The organism is Streptomyces sp. NPDC043878, assembly GCF_056435735.1.
Genome location: NZ_JBWKDW010000003.1, coordinates 388,562 through 407,099 on the forward strand (window position 1 = coordinate 388,562; position 18,538 = coordinate 407,099).

The window sequence follows — 18,538 nt, forward strand, 5'->3', positions numbered from 1 at the left end:
ACGGCCGGCCGGGGCTGCCGCGCGGTGACGCCCCCCGCCGCCCTGTGAGGCGCCACCCGGTGCCTCGCGGGGCGGCGCGCCACGCCGGGCGAAACGATCAGCCCGCGGCGGGAATGGCCGCCGCGAACCCGGGCACGCGGACGGTAACCCCACGGGAGTCCGGCATCGGCACCCCCTCGGCGGCCGTCCGTGTTCCTCCTCTCCCGAACCGGGCGGCCGTCCCCGTGCGGGGCCTCCTGGACCGAGCGGCCGCTTCCTGTGCGGGGCCCCCGGCCCGGGTGGCCGCTCCCTGTGCGCGGCTCTGTGGGCTGGGCCACACGGGCCCGGACGTCCGGGGTCCCGCGGGCGCGATAGCCTGACCGATGGATCTCTCTTGACGCCAAGAGATCGATCATCCACACCGTGATCGATCATCGCGGCGGTCGCCGGTCACAAGCCGGGGCGGGGGATCCCGTACCCCCGGGGCAGGGACGCCCCACCGCCAGCTGTCATACGGAGAACGCCATGACCCGCACTCCCGTGAACGTCACCGTCACCGGCGCGGCCGGCCAGATCGGTTACGCCCTGCTCTTCCGCATCGCCTCCGGTCAGCTGCTCGGCGCGGACGTGCCGGTCCGGCTCCGCCTGCTGGAGATCACCCCCGCCCTGAAGGCCGCCGAGGGCACGGCCATGGAGCTGGACGACTGCGCGTTCCCGCTGCTCCAGGGCATCGACATCTCGGACGACCCGAACGTCGCCTTCGACGGCGCCAACGTCGCCCTCCTCGTGGGCGCCCGCCCGCGCACCAAGGGCATGGAGCGCGGCGACCTGCTCTCCGCCAACGGCGGCATCTTCAAGCCGCAGGGCAAGGCCATCAACGACAACGCGGCGGACGACATCAAGGTCCTCGTCGTCGGCAACCCGGCCAACACCAACGCGCTCATCGCGCAGGCCGCCGCCCCGGACGTACCGGCCGAGCGCTTCACCGCGATGACCCGCCTCGACCACAACCGCGCGCTGACCCAGCTCGCGAAGAAGACGGGCTCGACGGTCGCCGACATCAGGCGTCTGACGATCTGGGGCAACCACTCCGCCACCCAGTACCCGGACATCTTCCACGCCACGGTCGCCGGCAAGAACGCCGCCGAGGTCGTCAACGACGAGAAGTGGCTGGCCGAGGACTTCATCCCGACCGTCGCCAAGCGCGGTGCGGCCATCATCGAGGCCCGTGGCGCCTCCTCGGCCGCCTCCGCCGCCAACGCCGCCATCGACCACGTCCACACGTGGGTCAACGGCACGGCGGACGGTGACTGGACCTCCATGGGCATCCCCTCGGACGGTTCCTACGGCGTCCCGGAGGGCCTGATCTCCTCCTTCCCGGTCACCACCAAGGACGGCCGGTACGAGATCGTCCAGGGCCTCGACGTCAACGAGTTCTCCCGCGCCCGCATCGACGCGTCGGTGAAGGAGCTGGAGGAGGAGCGCGAGGCGGTCCGCTCCCTCGGCCTCATCTGAGCCTTCTCGACGGCTTCGTCACGAGCGCGCACGGGCCCTGTTCCGGTTTCGGCCGGAACGGGGCCCGTTCCCGTTTCCACCGCTACCGTCGGGAGCGACACCCGGTGGGGTGATTCGGGGGGTTCGCGATGAACGACTGGCACGGCGGCAGCGCTTACGGCCATGACGACGAGGGTGCCCACGGGGAGAACGCCGATCCTCGTTCCGGTCCCGGCTCCGGCGCCGGTTCGTGGGCGGCGCACGAGCCGAGCGAGGACCGGGGCCAGGCGGCCTGGGGAGCGGGGGAGGCCGGTCCCGCGGGTCCGTCCGTGCCGCCGTGGGCGTCCGCCGAGACCGAGATCCGCGGCACCCTGCCGCCGCCGTACGCCCACGGACACCGGCCGCCACCGCCGGCTCCGGGGGCCGTAGCCCCGGCGTACCGGCCCGGCACTCCTCCTGCGCGGCCGGTTCCCGCGGCTCTGCCGTACGCCCCGTCTCCGGGCCGTCCTCACCGGGCCGGCCGGGTGTTCGTGGCGTTCGTCGCGGCCGTCGTGCTGGGCGCGGGTGCGGGCACCGGCGTCTGGCTGCTCATCCGCGACGCGGGCGGGGACGGGAACAGCGCGGGCGCCGCCGCCACCCCGGCCCGCGGCGTCGCGGCCACCACCGCCTCGGCCCCGGCCTCCCCGACCCCCCTCTCCTCGCCCTCGACGCCGGTCTCCCCGTCGCCGCCCGCCGCGGCGCCCTCTTCGCCGTCCCCGGTCGACGGCTACCGCCGTCTGAAGGACCCCGTCGGCTACACGCTCGACGTGCCCGAGGGCTGGACCCGCGGCCAGAAGCAGGGACAGCTGGCCCCGGTGGTCGTCTACGACGCGCCCGGCGGCGACCGGCAGCTCCAGATCTTCCAGCTGGCGGAGGACACTCCGGCCCGGTCGCTGGACCTCGCCGAGAACGACCCCGGCTACGGCTTCGCGCGCCAGCCCGGCTACCGGGTGCTGGACCGCACGTCCGGTGCGGCCTGGTCGGAACTCACCTACCGCTACGACGACGCCGACCGGGGCCCGCGCCAGGTCATCGACCACCGTTTCCGCGCGGCCGGCGGCACCCTGTACGCGATCCGGTCCAGCGGCCCCGAGCGGCCGGCCCCCACGCTGGTCCGCGAACCCCTGACCACCGCGCTGGCCTCCTTCTGCCCGGCGGCCCGGCAGTGCGGGTGACGGCTGCGGTCCGTCGGATGACGGCTCCGGTCAGGGGGTGGGCACGGCACCGGCCGCCGGGCGGTCGAGCCGCTTCTCGAACCAGTGGGCGGCGTAGACGTTGTCGTCGTAGCGCGGGATCTCGGTGTATCCGCAGGCCCGGTACATCGCCTGTGCCTCGGTGAGCGCGGCGTGCGTGTCCAGTCGTACGACCGTGCAGCCGCGCGCGGACGCCTCGCCCTCCAGAGCGGCGAGCAGCCGCCGGGCCAGTCCCAGGCGCCGCGCGTCCGGGCTCACCCACACGTGCCGGATCTCGCCCACCCCGGGCTCCAGGCGGCGCAGCGCCCCGCAGCCCACCGGCCGCCCCTCCTCGTACGCGACGAGGAACGCCCCCGCCTCGCCCGACACCTCCGCCGGCCGGACCAGGGTGGCGGGGTCGAAGCCCTCGGGGAAGCGGGCGTCGAGGTCGGCGGTGTACGCGCGCAGACAGGCCCGGGCGTCCGCCGAGGCGCCGTCGACGCGTTCGACGGTGACGCCGGCCAGCCGCAGCAGCCGCCGGGTGAGGGCCAGCGCCTCGGTCAGCCGGTCACGCTGGCCCTGGCTCAGGCCGCCGAGGAGGTCCGCGGCGAGCGCGTCGGCCCTGCGGTGCTGTTCCCTGACCTCGACGCGGCCGGCCGGGGTCAGCTCGACGACCCGCAGCCGGTTGTCGTCCGGGTGAACGCGCACCCGGACCATGCCCTGGCTCTCCAGCGCCTTCGTCATCCGGCTCAGATAGCCGGCGTCCAGGCCCAGCCGGCTCCGCAGGGCGCGCAGCGACACCCCGTCCGCGCTGTCGAAGATCTCGAACAGCAGGCGGGCCTCGCCCAGCGGGCGGTCCTGGCCGAGGTAGCGGTCGTCGAGGGCGCCGATCCGGCGCGTGAAATCGCGGTTGAACCGGCGGAAGGCCGCCACGTGTTCCGTCGACACTGGCTCCATAAACCTTTGACTCTAGTCAAAGAATGCCGGGGTGTCCATGGATCGGCGATCGATTTCCCGGTTTCCCCGGTCCCGTCCGCCCCCCTATGCTGACCGTTTGTCAACTGCACGACTGACAAGGGTCTTCCACGCATCGGGGGAGTGGCGTGAGCACCGCATACGTGCCGCAGCAACCACAGCCGACACACGCCGGCGCACCACCCGCACCACCGCCCACCGCGCCGCACGCCAGCGAGGCGACCCGGCTGCTGTGCGCGGGCACCTACCTCGACTCCGGTTACCGTGACCGCGTCATCCGGGAACTGCACCTCAACGAACAGCGGATCGTGGCGCCCTCACTCGGGTACGACGCGGCCCGCGTCCTCGCCCACGCCCTGCGGGCCCGCCGCCAGGAGTTGCTGTGGGCCGGCCTGATCCTCGGCCTGTGGGTGGTCGGACTGCCGCTCAGCGGCGGCCTGCTGGCCGGGTTCCTCACGCCCAGTCTGCTGCTCGCCCTCGCGCCCTGGGTCCGCGGCCACCGGGCGGACCCGCCGCTGTACCGGCTGCTGCCCGCCTTCCTCCTGCGCTGGTGGGGCCGGATCATCTTCACGGCGTTCCTCGTCCTCACGCTCCTCGCCGCGTTCGGCGTCGGCTCGGACAGCGGCTCCTCGTCCACGGACTCCTACGGCTACGGCGAGTCCTACGGCGACTCCACCTCCCCGTCCGACCTGGTCTTCCCGGGCTTCGGCGACATCGGGGACCTGGTCGGGGCCTGGCACGCCTGGCTCACGCTCGCGGTGTTCGCGCTCATCGCGCTGTGCGCGGCCGCGCAACGCGAACAGTTCGCCCGCGTCATGGGCGGGGAGCTGTCCCCGCAGCGCTTCCCGGACGCGGCCGGCGACCCGGCCGAACAGAACGAGAGCCACCGCTTCCAGCGGCTCAAGGCCCGCATCCGGCACGAACAGCACGCGCCGCTGATCATGTACCACGAGGCGCGTCCGTTCTGCGGGGCCGGCACGGCCTACGACACCTGGGTCCTCGCCGTCGAGCTGCGCCCGGACGGCACGAAGAAGCAGCAGCCGATCAGCAACCGCACCGTCCTGGAGACGATCCGCCCGCTCATCGAACAGCTCCGGCTGCCCGCCGAGTACGCCGGACACCTCGGCCGCGACCGCCTGCGCTGGCTGGAGGTCGACGAGTGCGTGTTCCTGCCGGCCGAGGGGCTGCGGCGCCGCGACGAGGCGCCGTACCACCCGCACGCCTTCGAGGAGCACCGGGCGCGGGCCGTCGAGGAGGGCGCCGAGAAACGCCGGCACTTCCTGCGCGTCCGCGTCGGCGGCTGGGAGGAGGAACTGGTCGTCACGGTGTTCGTGCGCATCCACACCCAGGGCCGCATGCTCATGCTGGAGATCGCCCCGCACGTGCTGACGCCGGTGCGGGAGGACTTCAAGAACGCCGACCGTACGGCCCACCGCTTCCGCCACAACAACGTGTTCGGCAAGGGCGCCTGGGCCATCGCCCGGGTGCCCGGGTCCGCGGCCGCCTCCCTGATCAGCCTGGGCCGCGGCCTGCTCTACGCCTGGCGGCTGCTGACCGGCGGCTACGCGGGCGCGCTGCCCGACGGGCCCGCGCTGTCCGTGCGGGAGCTCGGCGCGGTGCCCGCCGGGTCCCTCTTCCAGGAGATGGACGTCGCCCGCTACCTCAAGAGCGTGCAGGACCGCGTCGCGAACGGGGTGCGGACCGCGCTGGAGGCGTCCGGCTACCTGACCGGCGAGTTCGTCCAGAAGATCGTGAACATCAGCAGCGGCGGAGTGAACATCGACCGGGTCGAGGGCAGCACCTTCGCCGTCGGCGCGCACGCCTCCGCGTCCTCCACACACCCGGCCGCCGCGGGCGCCGGCACCACCTCCACGACCGGCGGCGCCGCGCCGCAGAAGGGACCGGCCGGCGATGGCAACGGATGAACCGAACGTCAGCATGGGCGACGTCTCGCAGAGCACCTTCGCCATCGGGAGCCACGCCCGGGCCGAGAGCCACCACGGCGCGGCCCCGCAGCGCGACCGGGCCGCGGAGGAACTGCTCGCGGCGGTCCGCGAGCTGCGCGCGGACCTGGAGCGGGTGCGCGGCAGCGAGCGGACGGCGGCGCTGGCCGCCGAGCTCGCCGAGACGGAGAACGAGATCACCCGCACCGGCCAGGCCGCGCCCACCCGCAGGGAACGCCTGCGGGAACTGCTCACCGACTCGCAGGCCCTGCTGAGCGTCCTGGCCTCGGCCGGTGCCGTGGCGGGCCTGCTGGGGATGTGAGGGGGCCTCGATGAGCGGGGGAGAGCGGTACTGGAACGAGGAGACCCAGCGCTGGCAGGACGACGACCCGAGCGCCACCGCCCCGGTCACACCACCCCCACCGGCGAGACCGGCCCACACCCCGACCTGGCCCCCGCCGACCACCGAGTGGCCGCCGACGGGTCCGGTGAGCGGTGGGTCCGAGGTGTCGGGCGCGCCGGGCGGAACCGGCGGGCCGTCGGCCCCGGGGTCGTCCGGCGCCGACCCGGCGGGTGGCGAGCGGGCGGGCGGAGGCGCCGCGGCGACCGCGTGGCCGCCGGGCGTAGGGGGTACGGCGACCGCGTGGCCGCCGGCCGGCTCGGGAACCGGCGGCTCGCCGGCCCCCGGATCGCCCGGGCCCCCGCTCCCCGGCCCCGCGCGCCCCACCCCCGCTCTGCCCGCCGAGTCGCCGGCTGCCGAGCCCCCGTCCGCCGAGTCGCCGGGTGGCAAGTCCGCCGCCGTCGAGCCGTCGGCCGCGAGTGCCTCGCCGAGTTTCTGGCCGGCCGCCTGGCCCCCCGCGGCCGTCGGCTCGGCCGGCGTGTCCCCGCCGACCGCCGGTGCCACCGTGCCGACCGTCGACGCGGGCGGAGGGGCGGGCCCGGGCGGGTCCGGGGCCGATCCCGACGCGCCCACCGCCGTCGTCGGCGCGCCGGTCGTCGGCCCGGCACCCGGTGCGGGCCCGACGCCGCCCGCTGGCCGGCCCGCCGGCGGTGGGCCGGGTGGCTGGCACGGGCCGGGTGGTGGCGGGGACGGCAGCGCCTGGTCGCCGACCGAGGTCAACGGCGGGGTCGGTGCGGGACCCGACTGGCCGTCCGCGCGGTGGCCGCCCCTCCAGGAGCCGCCGCCCCCTGCGCCCACCGTGGGCGGGATGAGCCGGCGGCTGGTCTGGTCCGTGCTGATCGGGGCAGCGGCGGTCGGTGTCGCCGTGAGCCTGGTGCTGACCCTGGTGGTCGACACGGGGGACGACGGGAAGGACAAGCGGGCGGTGGCGGCGAGCGGGTCCCCGGTGCCCGGGCCCACCGGGCCGACGCGGGCCACGGAGTCCCCCACCGGGGGCACCCCGTCGCCCACCGAGGACACCGCCTCGCCCGCCACCCCGGAACTCCCCGCCGGCTACGAGAAGTTCGAGGACGACGAGGGCTTCCGGATCGCCCGGCCCGAGGGGTGGACGCGCGGCACGGTCGCCTCCTCGTACGGCATCGACGTGGTCAACTACCGCAGTGCGGACGGCAAGCACCGGTTGCAGGTCTATCAGGTCGCCGAGGAGTCGCCGGACGCCTCGTTCGACCTGTATCTGTCCGCCGGGACTCCGAAGCCGGCCGGTTTCCGCAAGCTCGCGCTGAGGAACCTGGACGACGGCGAGTTCACGGGCTCCCGGCTGGAGTACCTGGCCGACTCCCTCAAGGGCGAGCCCGACATCGGCACCTGGCATGTCTACGACGAACGCTTCGTGTCCTTCGACGGCACGATCTACGCGATCGCCGTGTACGGCCCCGACTCCGACGGCGGTGACGACGAACTGAAGATCCTCACCACGGCGTTGGACTGGTTCTGCCCGTCCCTCGGGGCCTGCGACGCGGCGGCGGTGGACTGACCCGAGGCGCAGAACCGCGGCGCGTCCGCCGCGGGCCGACCGCCGACCCGGCACCGAACGCACGGGACCGGCTCGTCGCAGGCCGTCACGGCCGGCGACGACCCGGTCCCGTCGTCATGTCCGGACACAGTGCGGACCATGTCCGAACAACGCCCCCAAGGCGCACCTTTCGCACCTGTTTGTCCGCATTTTGAGTGGCGTAGCGCACTTTCGGCCACAGATTGCGCATGCAACGGAAGGCCCGGGGCAGGCGGACGCGGTCCTTGAAAGTGAGACGGCTGTGACGCAGGGGCAGTGAACTGGAACGGAAGGCAATATCGATCATGGCGGAAACCGCCGGACCCCAAGTACCTCAGGTGAGCAAAACCATTCACGCGGGAGGAGAGTGGCTGGAAGCGGTCTCCGGCGCGACCCGCGAGATCCTCGATCCCGCGGACGCCCTCCCCTTCGCGGTGGTCGCGGAAGGCGACGAGAAGGACACCGACCGGGCGGTCGCCGCCGCCCGGGACGCCTTCGACCACGGCGCCTGGCCACGCACCCCCGTCGCCGAACGCGCGGCCCTGCTGCGCCGCGTCGCCGACCTCCTCGTCCGCGACCGGGAGCGGCTCGGCCTGCTGGAGAGCCGCGACGCGGGCAAGACCGCCGAGGAGGGGCGCGTCGACATCGACTGTGTCGCCGACGCCTTCCGCTACTTCGCCGACCTTGTGGCCGGCGAGGCGCCCGGCCGGGTCGTCGACGCGGGCTCGCCCGACATCCACAGTGTCGTCGTGCACGAGCCCGTCGGCGTCTGCGCGCTCATCACCCCCTGGAACTACCCGCTCCTGCAAGCCAGTTGGAAGATCGCGCCGGCGCTGGCCGCCGGCAACACCTTCGTCGTCAAGCCGAGCGAGATCACCCCGCTGACCACGGTCGCCCTGATCGGGCTGCTGGCCGAGGCGGGACTGCCCGCGGGGGTGGCCAACATCGTCACCGGCCCCGGGCACTCGGTCGGCGCCCGCCTCGCCGAGCATCCCGACGTCGACCTCGTGTCCTTCACCGGCGGCCTGGTCAGCGGGACGAAGGTGGCCCAGGCGGCCGCCCCCTCCGTGAAGAAGGTCGCTCTCGAACTCGGCGGCAAGAACCCCAACGTCGTGTTCGCGGACGCCTGCGCGACCGAGGAGGGCTTCGACACGGCCGTGGACCAGGCGCTCAACGCGGCGTTCATCCACAGCGGGCAGGTCTGTTCGGCGGGCGGCCGGCTCATCGTCGAGGAGTCCGTGCGGGAGCGCTTCGTCGCCGAACTCGCCCGCCGGGCGGGGCGCATCCGCCTGGGCCGCGGCACGGCCGACGGCGTCGAGTGCGGCCCCCTCGTCTCCGAGCAACAGCGCGCCAAGGTCGAGGACTTCGTCGCCTCCGCGCTCGCCGAGGGCGCCGTGCTGCGCACCGGTGGCCGGCGGCCCGAGCCCTCGCCGGACCGTCCCGCCACCGGCTACTTCTACGAGCCGACCGTCCTGGACTCCTGCCACCGCGAGATGCGGGTGGTCCGGGAGGAGGTCTTCGGGCCGGTCCTCACCGTCGAGACGTTCCGCACCGAGGACGAGGCGGTCGCCCTCGCCAACGACACCGAGTACGGCCTCGCGGGCGCCGTGTGGACCGCCGACGCGGGACGGGCCCGGCGGGTGGCGGGCCGGCTGCGCCACGGCACCGTCTGGATCAACGACTTCCACCCCTACCTCCCGCAGGCGGAGTGGGGCGGTTTCGGCAAGAGCGGGGTGGGCCGCGAACTCGGCCCCGCCGGACTCGCCGAGTACCGCGAGACCAAGCACGTCTACCAGAACCTCGCGCCGAAGCCGGTCCGGTGGTTCACGGGCTGATCCTCCTTCCTCGATCCACTGGTTCGATCCCCCTGGAGTGAGTACCACCATGTCCCAGACCCCCCACGTCTACGACTACGTCGTCATCGGCGGTGGCACGGCAGGATCGGTCATCGCCTCCCGTCTCTCCGAGAACCCCGACGTCACCGTCGCCGTCATCGAGGGCGGCCCGAGCGACGTCGGCCGCGACGACGTGCTGACGCTGCGCCGCTGGATGGGCCTGCTCGGCGGCGAACTCGACTACGACTACCCGACGACCGAGCAGCCGCGCGGCAACTCGCACATCCGGCACAGCCGGGCCCGCGTCCTGGGCGGCTGCTCCAGCCACAACACCCTCATCGCGTTCAAGCCGCTGCCGTCCGACTGGGACGAGTGGGAGGCGGCCGGCGCGAAGGGCTGGGGAGCGGTGCCGATGGAGGCGTACTACGCGCGCCTCCTCAACAACATCGTGCCGGTCGACGAGAAGGACCGGAACGCGATCGCCCGCGACTTCGTCGACGCGGCGCAGGCCGCGCTCGGCGTGCCGCGCGTCGAGGGCTTCAACAAGGAGCCGTTCGACGACGGCGTCGGGTTCTTCGACCTCGCCTACCACCCGGAGGACAACAAGCGGTCGTCCGCGTCGGTGGCGTACCTGCACCCGGTGATGGACGAGCGCCCCAACCTGACGATCCTCCTGGAGACCTGGGCGTACCGGCTGGAGCTGGACGGCACCCGCGCCGACGGCGTGCACGTCCGCACCAAGGACGGCGAGGAACTCCTCGTCCGGGCCCGCAACGAGGTCCTGCTGTGCGCGGGCGCCGTCGACTCGCCCCGGCTGCTGCTGCATTCCGGCATCGGCCCGAAGGCGGACCTGGAGGCGCTCGGCATACCCGTCGCGCACGACCTGCCCGGCGTCGGCGAGAACCTGCTCGACCACCCCGAGTCGGTGATCGTGTGGGAGACGAACGGCCCCATCCCGGAGAACTCGGCGATGGACTCCGACGCCGGCCTGTTCGTGCGCCGCGACCCCGGACACGCGGGCCCGGACCTGATGTTCCACTTCTACCAGATCCCGTTCACGGACAACCCGGAGCGCCTGGGCTACGAACGGCCGCCGTACGGCGTCTCGTTGACCCCGAACATCCCCAAGCCTAAGAGCCGCGGCCGGCTGTACCTGGAGAGCGCCGACCCGTCCGTCAAGCCCGCCCTGGACTTCCGCTACTTCACCGACGAGGACGACCACGACGCCCGCACCCTCGTCGACGGCATCCGGATCGCCCGCGAGATCGCGCGGACCGAGCCCCTGGCGGGCTGGCTCAGGCGCGAGGTGGCCCCCGGCCCCGACGTCACCGGCGACGAGGAACTGAGCGAGTACGCCCGCAAGGTCGCCCACACCGTCTACCACCCGGCGGGCACCTGCCGGATGGGCGCCACCGACGACCCGCTGGCGGTCGTCGACCCCGAACTGCGGGTGCGCGGCCTGCACGGCATCCGCATCGCCGACGCCTCCGTGTTCCCCACCATGCCCGCCGTGAACCCGATGATCGGGGTGCTCATGGTCGGTGAGAAAGCCGCCGAACTGCTGGGAGATGGTGCGTGATGACAACGACCCCGAACACGCCGGCCGAGCCGGCGCCGACCGCCGCGTCCGCCGAGTCCGCCGCGGACGACCCCGTCTTCGCCGTGGACGGACTGTGGAAGGTCTTCGGCCCCAAGGCGGCAGACGTTCCCGCCGACCCCGAACTCGCCGCCCTGCCACCGGCCGACCTGCGCTCCCGCACCGGCTGCACCGCCGCCGTCCGTGACGTCGCCTTCGACGTGCGCAAGGGCGAGGTCTTCGTCGTCATGGGCCTGTCCGGCTCCGGGAAGTCCACCCTGGTGCGCTGTCTGACCCGGCTCATCGAACCGACGGCCGGCACGATCGTCATCGACGGCGAGGACGTCCGCGCCATGGACCGCTCCCGGCTGCGTGAACTGCGCCGCCACCGCGCCTCGATGGTCTTCCAGCACTTCGGCCTGCTGCCGCACCGCACGGTCCTCGACAACGTGGCGTACGGCCTGGAGGTGCAGGGCGTCTCCCGCGCCGAGCGGCGCGAGCGGGCCGCCGAGGTGGTCGCCAAGGTCGGCCTCGAAGGCATGGAGCAACGCCGGCCGGCCCAGTTGTCCGGCGGCCAGCAGCAGCGCGTCGGCCTGGCCCGCGCCCTCGCCGTGGACCCCGAGGTCCTGCTGTTCGACGAGCCGTTCAGCGCGCTCGACCCGCTGATCCGCCGCGACATGCAGGAGGAGGTCGTGCGGCTGCACCGCGAGGAGGGCCGCACGATGGTCTTCATCACCCACGACCTCAACGAGGCCCTGAAGGTCGGTGACCGTATCGCCCTGATGCGCGACGGGCGCATCGTGCAGCTCGGCACGCCCGAGGAGATCGTCGGCTCGCCCGCCGACGACTACGTCCGCGAGTTCGTCCGGGACGTGCCCCGCGAGCAGGTCATGACCGTCCGTACGGCCATGCGCCCCGGCGGCTGCGACAGCCTGGAGCACCCCGGGGCGCTGCCCGCCGACGCGGTCGTCGCCGAGGCGATCAGGGTCGTCTCCGAGAGCGGCCGGGCCGCCTGTGTCGTGGAGGACGGCCGGTGCCTGGGAGTCGTCGACCACGAACGTCTCCTCGACGTCGTGGCCGGGACGGAGCTCCGGAAGGAGGCGGTCTGATGGCGACGGTCACCGCACCCGCCCCCCGTCTCGCACTGCCCGGCGTCCTCAAACACCGTGCCGCGCACAAGCTGCTGCTGCTCGCCGTCGTCGCGGCGGTCCTCGTTCCGCTCGCCGACGCCCGCTGGCCCGGCGGGACCTGGCCGCACGCGCTGACCGTCGACGTGTCCGCGCCGCTGACCAGCGCCAGCGACTGGATCGTCGACAACCGCGACAGCCACCCCCTGTTCCTCTACTTCCTCGGCTACCTCAGCAACGCCGTCGTCCTGTCGGTGCGCGCCGTCTACCTCGTCCTGCTCGCCGCGGGCTGGGCCGGCGTCACCGCGTTCGCCGGACTCGTCGCCTGGCGGGTCGCCGGGGTACGGCTCGCCGCGGGCACGGCCGCCGCGTTCCTCGCCTGCGGCCTGCTCGGCATGTGGGTGCCCACCATGCAGACCCTCGCCCTCATGGTCGTCGCGGTCCTCACCTCGGTCGTCGTGGGCGTGCTGCTCGGCCTGGCGACGGGCCTGTCCGACCGCACCGACCGGGCGCTGCGCCCGGTCCTCGACACCATGCAGGTGCTGCCCGCCTTCGCCTACCTGCTGCCCGTCGTCCTCGTCTTCGGCATCGGCGTGCCCGCGGCGGTCCTCGCCACGGTCGTCTACGCCGCCCCGCCCATGGCCCGCCTCACCGCGCTCGGTCTGCGCGGCGCCGACAAGGGCGTCCTGGAAGCCGTCGAGTCGCTCGGCGCCACCGCCCGGCAGCGCCTGCTGACCGCGCGGCTCCCGCTGGCCCGCAGGGAACTCCTGCTCGGCCTCAACCAGACGATCATGATGGCGCTGTCGATGGCGGTCATCGCGTCCGTGATCGGCGCGGGCGGTCTGGGCGACCGCGTCTACCAGGCGCTCGCGTCGGTCGACGTGGGCGCGGCGCTCGCCGCCGGCATCCCGATCGTGCTGCTCGCCGTCGTCCTCGACCGGGTGACCGGCGCGGCGGGAGAACGGCTCGGGGACTATTCCCGGCAGGAGCGCGGACACTGGGCGTACCCCCTGGTGGCCGTCGTCGCCGCCGGCCTCGCCGGGCGTCTCACCGGCCGGCTCGACTGGCCCGGCACCTGGACGCTGGACATCGCCGGCCCGGTCAACCGAGCCGTCGACTGGATGACCGCCCACCTGTACTCGGGCGTGCCCTACGTGGGCGGCACCGCCGACTGGGCGGGTCACTTCACCACCTGGGTCCTGGACCCGGTCCGCGCCGGCCTGCAGTGGCTGCCCTGGTGGTCGGTGCTGCTCGTGGTGGCCGCCCTGGCCTGGCTCATCGGCACCTGGCGCACCGCGCTCACGGCCGTCCTGGCGATGGCCGCGATCGGCGTGCTCGGCGTCTGGCAGCCCTCGCTGGACACGTTGTCGCAGGTGCTGGCGGCGGTCGCCGTCACCCTGGTCCTCGGCTTCGCGATCGGGATCGCCGCAGCCCGCAGCGACCGCCTGGAGCGGGTGCTGCGGCCGGTCCTGGACGTCTTCCAGACGATGCCGCAGTTCGTGTACCTGATCCCCGTCGTCGCCCTGTTCGGCGTCGGCCGCGCCCCCGCGGTCGCCGCCGCCGTGGTCTACGCCCTGCCCGCCGTCGTCCGCATCACCACCCAGGGTCTGCGCCAGGTCGACCCCGCCGCCCTGGAGTCGGCGCGCTCCCTCGGCGCCACCAGCGGTCAGCAGCTCCGCCAGGTCCAGCTCCCGCTGGCCCGGCCGGCACTCCTGCTCGCCGTCAACCAGGGCGTGGTCCTGGTCCTCGCCGTCGTCGTCATCGGCGGTCTGGTCGGCGGCGGCGCGCTCGGCTACGACGCCGTCTTCGGCCTCGCCCAGGGCGACCTGGCGACCGGTCTGGTGGCCGGCGCCGCGATCGTCTGCCTCGGCCTGATGCTCGACCGGGTGACCCAGCCGACCGAACGCCGCGCCAGGAAGGGAGCGTGACATGCGAGTTCGTACGACTTCCGCGGTGGCCGCCGGAGCCGCCCTGCTGCTGCTCACCGGCTGCGGCGCCGCCGACATGACCAAGCAGGCCTCGCCGTTCGCGAACGCCCGGGGCGCCAAGACCCTGACCCTCTCGGTGCAGTCCTGGGTGGGAGCGCAGGCGAACGTCGCCGTCGCCCGGTACGTCCTGGAGCACAAGCTCGGCTACCGCGTCGACACCGTCCAGGTCGACGAGGTGCCGGCCTGGGACGCGCTCAGCCAGGGCCGCGTCGACGCGATCCTGGAGGACTGGGGCCACCCCGACCAGGAGAAGCGGTACGTCGACGACAAGAAGACGATCCGGCGGGGCGGCGGCCTCGGGGTGACCGGGCACATCGGCTGGTACGTCCCGACGTACTTCGCCAGGCAGCACCCGGACGTCACGAACTGGAAGAACCTCGACAAGTACGCCGACCAGTTCCGTACGGCGGAGAGCGGCGGCAAGGGCCAGCTGATGGACGGCTCCCCGTCCTACGTCACCAACGACAAGGCGCTGGTGAAGAACCTGGACCTGAACTACCAGGTGGTGTTCGCCGGTTCGGAGGCCGCGCAGATCACCCAGATGAAGCAGTTCGCCAAGGAGAAGAAGCCCTTCCTGACGTACTGGTACGCCCCGCAGTGGCTCTTCGAGAAGGTCCCCATGACCGAGGTGAAGCTGCCGCCGTACAAGGAGGGCTGCGACGCCGACCCCGACAAGGTCGCCTGCGGCTACCCGCACACCCCGCTGCAGAAGTACCTCAACGCCGACTTCGCGAGGAGCGGCGGCAAGGCGGCGGCCTTCCTCAAGAAGTTCAGGTGGACGACCGAGGACCAGAACGAGGTCTCCCTGATGATCGCCGACCGGAAACTGGCCCCGGAGGAGGCGGCGAAGAAGTGGGTGGACGGCCACGCGTCGACCTGGAAGGCATGGCTCTCGTGATATCCACCCCGCGCAGCCGACCCGCATCGCCTTTTTCGGCGACCGCGCCTCCGGTGGTCCTTTTCGCGGATATGGTCTCCCCATGAGCAACAGCGATTCCATATCCCGCGTGGCCCTCAAGAAGACAACCCCCGGCGTTTCCGCGGCGATGGGGTCCCTGCACGGTGCCGCCGTCTCCGCGGCCGAGGACGCCAAGGTCGAACCGGAGATCCTGGAACTGGTCAGGATCCGCGCCTCGCAGATCAACGGGTGCGCGTTCTGCCTCGACATGCACACGAAGGACGCCCGCGCCCAGGGCGAGACCGAGCAGCGCGTCTACGCGCTGAACGCCTGGCGGGAGACCCCCTTCTTCACCGAACGGGAGCGCGCCGCGCTGGCGTTGACCGAGTCGGTGACCCTGGTCCACGACGGCCACGTCCCGGACGCGGTCTACGCCGAGGCCGCCGCCGTCTTCGACGAGGCCCAGGTGGCGGCCCTCATCTGGGCGATCACCGTCATCAACGCGTACAACCGGATCGCGATCGCGACGCGCATGGTGCCGGGGGCTTATCAGCCCGCTCAGAAGTAAAGCAGAATTCGGGCAGCGGAAAGAGCGCCGGGTCGATTCCCTTTCGACCCGGCGCTCTTTCCGTAGGCGGTGGAATTCGGTCGACCCGCAGCAGCTGCATGATGTCGTCCAGCCATTCCCACGACGCGCGTGATTCCCGCCGTTCCCGTGTTTTCCCGGCACGCGCGAGCGCCGGTCGGGCCGTCACCGGACGGCTTCCTCCTCAGTACGTCCCGGTCGCCGCCGGTGCCCCGCGCCGGGGGCCGTACGGCGCGTGCTCCAGCCACGACCCGCAGCGGGGCAGCACGGGCGCGAGGGCCGCCGCGGCCCGCTGTCTGACCCGGACGATCCGGCGCCGCGGCCGCAGGTGCTCCAGCGCGGCCCCGGCCGCCGCACTGTTGAACAGGCCGGCCGCGCGCCGGACTTCGGCGAAACGGGCGACCGCCTCCGCCGTACCGGACGCGATGGCCTCCGCCGCCGCGGCGGCGTCCGCGATCCCGCTGTTCATGCCGCGCGCGCCGAACGGCGGGAAGAGGTGCGCCGCCTCCCCGGCCAGCAGCACCCGCCGGTGGGGATCGGTGAAGGAGGTCGCGACCCTGCGCAGGAACCGGTACGTCGACACCCACAGGATCCGCTCGCCGTACCCGTCGCCCACGACCCCGGGCAGCCACCGCCGTACGGCCTCCTCGGTGCCGTACGCCTCCTCCGCGTCCTCGTCCCGGCACTGCAGGTCGACCTGGAAGCCGCCGGTGAACGGCACCCGCATCACGCTGCGGCCGCCGGCCCCCGGATGCTCGTAGTGGAAGACCCGCTCCAACGGCAGCTCCGCGCCCGGGATGTCGGCCACGTCCACGACCACGTGGAAGCCCGCGCCCCGGCTGCCCTCCATGGCGATGCCGAGTTCCCGGCGGACCGAGGAGCGGGCACCGTCGGCGGCGACGGCGTAGTCGCCCGTCCACACCCGCCCGTCCTCCCCGGTCAGCGAGACGCCCGTCCGGGTGGCGCGTACGCCGGTGACGCGGGCGCCCCACACGAACTCGACCCCGGCCCGCTCGCAGGCGGCGCGCAGGAAGCGCTCGGTGTCCACCTGGCGCAGGCTCGTGAACGGCGGGGTGCCGGCGGGCCGCGGGAAGGTCCGGGCGTACACCTCGCGGCCCCGGTAGAGAGTGCGCCGGGTCTGCCAGGTCCGTCCGTACGACGTGATCTCGGCGGCCAGCCCGGGAGACATCCCGTCGAGCAGGCCGAGGGTCTCGCGGTGCACGAACAGGGCGCGGCTGCCCGGCCGTTCACGGTTCTCGGGGTCCGCCTCCAGCAGCACGACCGGCAGTCCGCGCGCCCGCAGCCCGAGGGCCGCCGACAGTCCCACGGGGCCGGCGCCGACCACCACGACCGTGTTCACGCGCGCGTGCCCTCTCGCGTCGCCGCCAGCATGCGGCTGATCTCCACGCGCTTCACCTTCCACGTCGCGGTCATCGGCAGTTCCTCGAAGCGCCACTGCCGGGGCTCGGCCATCGCGGGCAGATCGGCGGTGGCCTCCCGCCAGCGCTCCGGATCGAGCGGACGCTCCCCCCGCACGCACACCACGGGCACCGGCTCGCGGTCCGGGCCGGGAACGATGACGACCTCGCGCAGCTCCTCCAGCCGGGACATCAGCGTGTCCTCGACCTCCAGATTGCTGTGCACGGAGTCGATCTGGTCGATCTCCCGGTCGGTCAGGTGCAGCAGACCCAGCCGGCTTCGGTACCCCATGTCGCCCATCTGCCACCAGCCGTCGTCGAGTTGGCGCTCGTACTGCTCGCGGGCGCCGAGGTAGGTGAGGATGCGGCCCCTGGTGCGCGCCTCGATCCGGCCGGGCGTGCCGGGCGCGACGCGCCTGCCGCCGGGGTCGGTGACCCGGACCCGGGTGAAGCCGGGGATGCCGGTCCCGACCCGCCGCCCGTCCGCGCGGGCCGCGCTGCGCCGGGTGAACCACCGGAACGCGACCGGCCCCGTCTCGCTCTGCCCGTACAGCTGGATCAGCCAGGGCGAACGGCGCTTCGAGGCGTCGAGCAACCGCCGTACGGTGCGCGGGTGGATCGCGTCGAACGTGGAGCCGTAGGACCGGACCCGCGACAGCGGCGCGCCCGGCGCGTCGGCCAACTCCTCCCACAGGACGAAGGTGTTGGGGTGGGTCTCGACGATGCCGGGGCGGTGCCGCACCAGCAGCGGGCCCACGGACGCCGGGTCCGGGTCGGTGATCAGCACCAGCGGGCTGCCGAAGTGCAGCAGGACGCCGAGCAGATGGTAGAAGCGCGAGTGCACGAACGACATGTGCAGCGCCGCGGTCTCGCCACGGGTGGGCCAGCCCATCGCCTTCTGCGGGACGAGCCGGTTCCACATGGTGTTCGCGCAGTGCACGGCCAGCTTGGGCAGACCTGTGGTGCCCGAACTGTGGGTGATCAGAGCGGGTTCCCGGGGGTGCAGCCGCACCGGCGCGGGAGGTGCGGCCCCGGTGTACTGCTCCAGCGGGTCCGCTCCGGGCGCGTCGTCCACGGAGAGGGTCCGCCGTACCAGCGCGGAGAGCCCGACGTCCCGCAGCGGGCCGTCCAGCCTGGCGCGGTCGGTGATCAGCCAGGGCTGCCGGAGCCGTCCCAGGAGCTGTTCGACCACCGGGCCGGCCAGCGCGGGGGAGAGCAGCACGGGGACCGCGCCGATACGGGCGACGGCACAGGTCAGCAGCACGATGTCGACGTTGTCCGTCTTGTGCACGACCACCTGTTCCGAGGGCCGCACCCCGGCCTCCCACAGCCGGCCGGACAGGTCCTCCACGACGTCGGCCAGCACCCGGTAGTCGAGGTCGGTCCCCAGCTCGGGACGGACGTCCAGCGGCCGGTCCAGGGTGACGAAGACGGCTCCGTGACGGTCGGCCGCCCGCCGGAACACCGGGCCCAGGTAGAACCCGCGGTCGGCGAGCAGGGTCTGCTGTTCTTTCATGGGGCCGTTCCTCTCTCTCGTGGTCACGCCGCGCGTCCCG

General features: G+C 73.4%; 14 protein-coding genes. 11 read left to right on the forward strand and 3 right to left on the reverse strand.

The genetic code is table 11. The features are described 5' to 3' along the window. Nucleotides 1-504 precede the first annotated feature (504 nt). Both AC07AZ_RS07530 and AC07AZ_RS07535 read left to right on the forward strand, forming a co-directional pair. Nucleotides 505-1,494 carry a malate dehydrogenase gene (locus tag AC07AZ_RS07530; protein WP_478844762.1) on the forward strand — a complete coding sequence of 330 codons (990 nt, stop codon included), beginning with the start codon at nucleotides 505-507 and terminating at the stop codon, nucleotides 1,492-1,494. Nucleotides 1,495-1,622: 128 nt separating this feature from the next. Then, the gene (locus tag AC07AZ_RS07535) at nucleotides 1,623-2,687 is read left to right on the forward strand and encodes a hypothetical protein (protein ID WP_478844764.1); all 1,065 of its coding nucleotides are present in this window, start codon (nucleotides 1,623-1,625) and stop codon (nucleotides 2,685-2,687) included. Between the two features lie 30 nt (nucleotides 2,688-2,717). On the opposite strand, the gene AC07AZ_RS07540 is transcribed toward AC07AZ_RS07535, so the two are convergent. After that, nucleotides 2,718-3,641, reverse strand: a complete 924-nt coding sequence (locus tag AC07AZ_RS07540; protein ID WP_478844766.1) for a GNAT family N-acetyltransferase — start codon at nucleotides 3,639-3,641, stop codon at nucleotides 2,718-2,720. 146 nt (nucleotides 3,642-3,787) lie between these two features. On the opposite strand from AC07AZ_RS07540, the gene AC07AZ_RS07545 reads away from it, so the two are divergent. From AC07AZ_RS07545 to AC07AZ_RS07585, 9 genes are all read left to right on the forward strand, one after another. Beyond that, entirely contained in the window at nucleotides 3,788-5,584 is a 1,797-nt protein-coding gene (locus AC07AZ_RS07545; protein WP_478844768.1) for a hypothetical protein, read from the forward strand. After that, the gene (locus tag AC07AZ_RS07550) at nucleotides 5,571-5,924 is read left to right on the forward strand and encodes a hypothetical protein (protein ID WP_478844770.1); all 354 of its coding nucleotides are present in this window, start codon (nucleotides 5,571-5,573) and stop codon (nucleotides 5,922-5,924) included. Before AC07AZ_RS07545 ends, AC07AZ_RS07550 begins: the two co-directional genes overlap by 14 nt. A gap of 10 nt (nucleotides 5,925-5,934) precedes the next feature. Next, nucleotides 5,935-7,536 carry a hypothetical protein gene (locus AC07AZ_RS07555; RefSeq protein ID WP_478844772.1) on the forward strand — a complete coding sequence of 534 codons (1,602 nt, stop codon included), beginning with the start codon at nucleotides 5,935-5,937 and terminating at the stop codon, nucleotides 7,534-7,536. A 323-nt stretch (nucleotides 7,537-7,859) separates the two neighbouring features. After that, nucleotides 7,860-9,389: an aldehyde dehydrogenase family protein gene (locus AC07AZ_RS07560; RefSeq protein ID WP_478844774.1), complete on the forward strand. Its 1,530-nt coding sequence runs from the start codon at nucleotides 7,860-7,862 to the stop codon at nucleotides 9,387-9,389. Between the two features lie 49 nt (nucleotides 9,390-9,438). Then, nucleotides 9,439-10,968 carry a GMC family oxidoreductase gene (locus tag AC07AZ_RS07565; RefSeq protein ID WP_478844776.1) on the forward strand — a complete coding sequence of 510 codons (1,530 nt, stop codon included), beginning with the start codon at nucleotides 9,439-9,441 and terminating at the stop codon, nucleotides 10,966-10,968. Then, nucleotides 10,968-12,074: a quaternary amine ABC transporter ATP-binding protein gene (locus tag AC07AZ_RS07570; protein ID WP_478844778.1), complete on the forward strand. Its 1,107-nt coding sequence runs from the start codon at nucleotides 10,968-10,970 to the stop codon at nucleotides 12,072-12,074. The genes AC07AZ_RS07565 and AC07AZ_RS07570 overlap by 1 nt, the downstream gene beginning before the upstream one ends. Further along, on the forward strand, nucleotides 12,074-14,020 hold the full coding sequence (locus AC07AZ_RS07575) for an ABC transporter permease (RefSeq protein WP_478844780.1): 1,947 nt from the start codon (nucleotides 12,074-12,076) through the stop codon (nucleotides 14,018-14,020). Before AC07AZ_RS07570 ends, AC07AZ_RS07575 begins: the two co-directional genes overlap by 1 nt. A gap of 1 nt (nucleotide 14,021) precedes the next feature. Continuing rightward, complete coding sequence (locus AC07AZ_RS07580) at nucleotides 14,022-14,978, forward strand: ABC transporter substrate-binding protein (RefSeq protein ID WP_478844782.1); 957 nt, start codon at nucleotides 14,022-14,024, stop codon at nucleotides 14,976-14,978. Between the two features lie 82 nt (nucleotides 14,979-15,060). Continuing rightward, nucleotides 15,061-15,546 (forward strand): carboxymuconolactone decarboxylase family protein, encoded by a 486-nt coding sequence (locus tag AC07AZ_RS07585; RefSeq protein WP_478844784.1) that lies wholly within the window; start codon nucleotides 15,061-15,063, stop codon nucleotides 15,544-15,546. A gap of 202 nt (nucleotides 15,547-15,748) precedes the next feature. Here AC07AZ_RS07585 and AC07AZ_RS07590 read toward each other — a convergent pair whose 3' ends face one another. Beyond that, a complete protein-coding gene (locus AC07AZ_RS07590) occupies nucleotides 15,749-16,924 on the reverse strand; it encodes an FAD-dependent monooxygenase (protein ID WP_478844786.1) in 1,176 nt (391 codons plus the stop codon). Continuing rightward, nucleotides 16,921-18,498 (reverse strand): class I adenylate-forming enzyme family protein, encoded by a 1,578-nt coding sequence (locus AC07AZ_RS07595; RefSeq protein ID WP_478844788.1) that lies wholly within the window; start codon nucleotides 18,496-18,498, stop codon nucleotides 16,921-16,923. Before AC07AZ_RS07595 ends, AC07AZ_RS07590 begins: the two co-directional genes overlap by 4 nt. Nucleotides 18,499-18,538: the final 40 nt, after the last annotated feature.

Coding starts and splice junctions, on each gene's coding strand:
- AC07AZ_RS07585 (WP_478844784.1), top strand. CDS start 15,061: ATGAGCAACAGCGATTCCATATCCCGCGTGGCCCTCAAGAAGACAACC.
- AC07AZ_RS07560 (WP_478844774.1), top strand. CDS start 7,860: ATGGCGGAAACCGCCGGACCCCAAGTACCTCAGGTGAGCAAAACCATT.
- AC07AZ_RS07580 (WP_478844782.1), top strand. CDS start 14,022: ATGCGAGTTCGTACGACTTCCGCGGTGGCCGCCGGAGCCGCCCTGCTG.
- AC07AZ_RS07530 (WP_478844762.1), top strand. CDS start 505: ATGACCCGCACTCCCGTGAACGTCACCGTCACCGGCGCGGCCGGCCAG.
- AC07AZ_RS07555 (WP_478844772.1), top strand. CDS start 5,935: ATGAGCGGGGGAGAGCGGTACTGGAACGAGGAGACCCAGCGCTGGCAG.
- AC07AZ_RS07565 (WP_478844776.1), top strand. CDS start 9,439: ATGTCCCAGACCCCCCACGTCTACGACTACGTCGTCATCGGCGGTGGC.
- AC07AZ_RS07570 (WP_478844778.1), top strand. CDS start 10,968: ATGACAACGACCCCGAACACGCCGGCCGAGCCGGCGCCGACCGCCGCG.
- AC07AZ_RS07535 (WP_478844764.1), top strand. CDS start 1,623: ATGAACGACTGGCACGGCGGCAGCGCTTACGGCCATGACGACGAGGGT.
- AC07AZ_RS07575 (WP_478844780.1), top strand. CDS start 12,074: ATGGCGACGGTCACCGCACCCGCCCCCCGTCTCGCACTGCCCGGCGTC.
- AC07AZ_RS07595 (WP_478844788.1), bottom strand. CDS start 18,498: ATGAAAGAACAGCAGACCCTGCTCGCCGACCGCGGGTTCTACCTGGGC.
- AC07AZ_RS07550 (WP_478844770.1), top strand. CDS start 5,571: ATGGCAACGGATGAACCGAACGTCAGCATGGGCGACGTCTCGCAGAGC.
- AC07AZ_RS07540 (WP_478844766.1), bottom strand. CDS start 3,641: ATGGAGCCAGTGTCGACGGAACACGTGGCGGCCTTCCGCCGGTTCAAC.